The organism is Streptomyces beijiangensis (genome assembly GCF_017315755.1).
Taxonomy (GTDB): Bacteria; Actinomycetota; Actinomycetes; order Streptomycetales; family Streptomycetaceae; genus Streptomyces; species Streptomyces beijiangensis.
The window spans coordinates 1-4043 of record NZ_JAFLRJ010000522.1 but is presented as its reverse complement, the minus strand read 5'-3'; the positions used below and the strand labels follow the sequence as shown (position 1 = coordinate 4043).

The 4043-nt window shown below is 69.2% G+C and carries 3 protein-coding genes; all 3 read left to right on the top strand.

The genetic code is table 11. The features are described from left to right. The first annotated feature begins 17 nt into the window (after positions 1-17). The 3 genes from manA to ahcY all read left to right on the top strand — a co-directional run bounded on the left by manA (position 18) and on the right by ahcY (position 3978). Entirely contained in the window at positions 18-1205 is a 1188-nt protein-coding gene (gene manA / locus J0695_RS36280) for a mannose-6-phosphate isomerase, class I (RefSeq protein WP_206969030.1), read from the top strand. Positions 1206-1266: 61 nt separating this feature from the next. Continuing rightward, on the top strand, positions 1267-2244 hold the full coding sequence (locus J0695_RS36275) for a cation diffusion facilitator family transporter (RefSeq protein WP_206969029.1): 978 nt from the start codon (positions 1267-1269) through the stop codon (positions 2242-2244). A 276-nt stretch (positions 2245-2520) separates the two neighbouring features. Continuing rightward, on the top strand, positions 2521-3978 hold the full coding sequence (gene ahcY, locus J0695_RS36270) for an adenosylhomocysteinase (RefSeq protein WP_206969028.1): 1458 nt from the start codon (positions 2521-2523) through the stop codon (positions 3976-3978). Positions 3979-4043: the final 65 nt, after the last annotated feature.

The window sequence follows — 4043 nt, the reverse complement described above, 5'->3', positions numbered from 1 at the left end:
CCCCAGAGAGAGCTTCCATGGACCGCCTCGCCAACACCGTGCGCCCGTACGCCTGGGGCTCCACGACCGCCATCCCGGCCCTCCTCGCCACCGCCCCCACCGGCGAACCCCAGGCAGAGATGTGGATGGGCGCCCACCCCGGAGCTCCCTCGCGCCTGGACCGCGGCCAGGGCGCCCAGCCGCTCTCCGAGCTGATCGCCGCGGACCCGGAGGCCGAGCTCGGCACAGCGGCGGTAGCGAAGTTCGGCCCCCGCCTCCCCTTCCTCCTCAAGATCCTCGCGGCCGGCGCCCCGCTCTCCCTCCAGGTCCACCCCGACCTCGCGCAGGCACAGCAGGGTTACGAGGCCGAGGAGCGCGCCGGGGTCCCCATCGACGCCCCGCACCGCAACTACAAGGACGCCAACCACAAGCCCGAGCTGATCTGCGCGCTCACCCCTTTCGACGGCCTCTGCGGCTTCCGCGCCCCGGCCGAGGCCGCGGACCAGCTGGCCGCCCTCGAAGTGGACTCCCTCAAGCCGTACGTGGATATCCTGCGCGCCCGCCCCGAAGAGGCGGCGCTGCGCGAGGTCCTCACGGCGGTCCTGTCAGCCGACCCCGCCGAGATGCGCGCCACGGTCACCGAAGCGGCAGCGGCGGCGGAACGCCTCGGCGGCGCCCATGCCCCGTACGCGCAGATCGCCCGCCACTACCCCGGCGACCCCGGCGTCATCGCCGCAATGCTGCTCAACTACGTACAACTGCAGCCCGGCGAGGCACTGTTCCTCGGCGCCGGCGTACCGCACGCCTACCTCGACGGCATGGGCGTGGAGATCATGGCGAACTCCGACAACGTCCTGCGCTGCGGCCTCACGCCCAAGCACGTCGACGTCCCCGAACTCCTCAAGATCGTCCGCTTCGAGGCGACGGGCCCTGGCGTCCTGCGCCCGGCTGTGACATCAGCCGCTGCCGCGGCGGGGTCCGAGACGGGCGAAGAGCTCTACGAGACCCCCATCGACGAGTTCCGCCTCTCCCGCTACGCCCTGCCCGAGGACGCGGCCCCCGTGGAACTGCCCTCCACCACTCCCCAGATCCTGCTCTGCACCGCAGGCACCCCCACCGCGGGCGAATTCCCCCTCACCCCCGGCCAGTCGGTCTTCGTACCCGCGGGCGAGAAGGCAACGCTCACCGGTCCCGGGACGGTCTTCCGCGCCACAGTGGTGGCCTGATGCAACAATGTGCGGCCGAACAGGCCTGCAGCCAGCACCTACGAAGGGACCCGGCCCACTCATGAGCGCGTCAGGCGGAACCAAGGCGATTGTGGCGGCGCTCGGCGCCAACCTCGCGATCGCGGTAGCGAAGTTCGTGGCGTTCCTCTTCAGTGGCTCGTCGTCGATGCTCGCGGAGAGCGTCCACTCGCTCGCCGACTCGGGAAACCAGGGCCTGCTCCTGCTCGGCGGCAAGAAGGCCAAGCGCGAAGCCACACCGGAGCACCCCTTCGGCTACGGCCGCGAGCGTTACGTCTACGCCTTCCTGGTCTCCATCGTCCTGTTCTCCGTCGGCGGCATGTTCGCGGTCTACGAGGGCTACGAGAAGATCAAGCACCCGCACTCCCTCGACAACTGGTACTGGCCGGTCGGCGTCCTGGTCTTCGCGATCATCGCGGAGGGCTTCTCCTTCCGTACCGCGATCAACGAGTCCAACGCGACCCGCGGTTCCCTCTCCTGGTCCCAGTTCATCCGCCGCGCGAAGGCCCCCGAGCTCCCCGTCGTACTCCTCGAGGACTTCGGCGCCCTGATCGGCCTGGTCCTGGCCCTGGGCGGCGTCGGCCTCGCCGTCATCACCGACGAGGGCATCTGGGACGGCATCGGCACGCTCTGCATCGGTATCCTGCTGATCCTGATCGCGATCGTCCTGGCGGCGGAGACGAAGTCGCTGCTCCTGGGCGAGTCCGCGGGCATCGAGGAAGTCGACAAGATCAAGCAGGCGATCGTCGACCACGACACCGTCACCTCGGTCATCCACATGCGCACACTCCACCTCGGCCCCGAGGAACTCCTGGTCGCAGCCAAGATCGCGGTCCAGCACGACGACTCGGCGGCGGAGGTCGCAGCGGCGATCAACGCGGCGGAGTCCCGGATCCGCGAAGCCGTCCCGATCGCCCGCGTGATCTACCTGGAGCCGGACATCTACAGCGACTCGGCAGCGGCCGCCGGCAACAACCCGGCCGCGACGCCGGGCGGCCCCAGCCCCGAGCCCACGCACTGACGCGGACCGTCAACACCCCACCGGACAGAGCCTCTGCCCATCCGGACTGGGGTCCACTGGGCCGATCGGTGTAGATTCGTGACCAGAGCCAGACGTCGCTGCTGATGGCGGTCGGGCGGTCCGTACTGCGGTCCGTCCGAGGGAGAGAGGGCCTCCGACGGACTGCGCACTGCGTGCACGACCGCCCGGGCACTCCTATGCCCGTACGCCCGCGTCCGCAGAGCACAGCCATCCGGAAGCAACCACCCTCGACCAGCCCCACGAGGAGCAGCTCGCATGACGACTGTCGCCACAGCACAGGACTTCAAGGTCGCCGACCTCTCCCTGGCCGTCTTCGGCCGCAAGGAGATCACGCTCGCCGAGCACGAGATGCCCGGCCTGATGTCGATCCGCAAGGAGTACGCGGCGACGCAGCCGCTCGCCGGCGCCCGCATCACCGGTTCCCTGCACATGACCGTGCAGACCGCGGTCCTGATCGAGACGCTGGTCGCCCTCGGCGCCGACGTCCGCTGGGCCTCCTGCAACATCTTCTCCACCCAGGACCACGCCGCCGCCGCCATCGCGGTGGGCCCGACGGGTACCCCGGAAGCCCCCGCGGGCGTCCCGGTCTTCGCCTGGAAGGGCGAGAGCCTGGAGGAGTACTGGTGGTGCACGGAGCAGGCGCTGACCTGGCCGAACACCCCCACCGGCGGCCCGAACATGATCCTGGACGACGGCGGAGACGCCACGCTCCTGGTCCACAAGGGCGTGGAGTTCGAGAAGGCCGGCAAGGCCCCGGACCCGTCGACCGCGGACTCCGAGGAGTACGCGTACATCCTCACGCTCCTCAACCGCACCCTCGGCGAGGACGGTCAGAAGTGGACCAAGCTCGCGTCCGAGATCCGCGGCGTGACGGAGGAGACCACCACGGGTGTCCACCGTCTGTACGAGATGATGCGTGACGGCCAGCTGCTCTTCCCGGCGATCAACGTCAACGACGCGGTCACCAAGTCGAAGTTCGACAACAAGTACGGCTGCCGCCACTCCCTGATCGACGGCATCAACCGCGCCACCGACGTCCTCATCGGCGGCAAGGTCGCGGTCGTCTGCGGCTACGGCGACGTGGGCAAGGGCTGTGCGGAGTCCCTCCGCGGCCAGGGCGCCCGCGTGATCATCACGGAGATCGACCCGATCTGCGCGCTCCAGGCGGCGATGGACGGCTACCAGGTCGCGACGCTCGACGACGTGGTCGCGATCGCCGACATCTTCGTCACCACGACGGGCAACAAGGACATCATCATGGCCGCCGACATGGCCAAGATGAAGCACCAGGCGATCGTCGGGAACATCGGCCACTTCGACAACGAGATCGACATGGCCGGCCTGGCCAAGATCCCGGGAATCGTCAAGGACGAGGTCAAGCCCCAGGTCCACACCTGGAAGTTCGAGGACGGCAAGGTCCTGATCGTCCTCTCCGAGGGCCGTCTCCTGAACCTGGGCAATGCGACGGGCCACCCCTCGTTCGTGATGTCCAACTCCTTCGCGGACCAGACCCTGGCCCAGATCGAGCTGTTCACCAAGCCGTCCGAGTACCCGACCGACGTCTACGTGCTCCCCAAGCACCTCGACGAGAAGGTCGCCCGCCTCCACCTGGACGCCCTCGGCGTCAGGCTCACGACGCTCCGCCCGGAGCAGGCGTCGTACATCGGCGTAGAGGTAGAGGGCCCGTACAAGTCGGACCACTACCGCTACTGAGCCACCCCGCAACACCCCGAACACAGGCCAGGCCCCCGGCACACAGCGCCGGGGGCCTGCCCTGT

What these genes read in the sequence shown, in the direction of transcription:
- manA (WP_206969030.1), top strand. Translation starts at nt 18, where the DNA reads ATGGACCGCCTCGCCAACACCGTGCGCCCGTACGCCTGGGGCTCCACG.
- J0695_RS36275 (WP_206969029.1), top strand. Translation starts at nt 1,267, where the DNA reads ATGAGCGCGTCAGGCGGAACCAAGGCGATTGTGGCGGCGCTCGGCGCC.
- ahcY (WP_206969028.1), top strand. Translation starts at nt 2,521, where the DNA reads ATGACGACTGTCGCCACAGCACAGGACTTCAAGGTCGCCGACCTCTCC.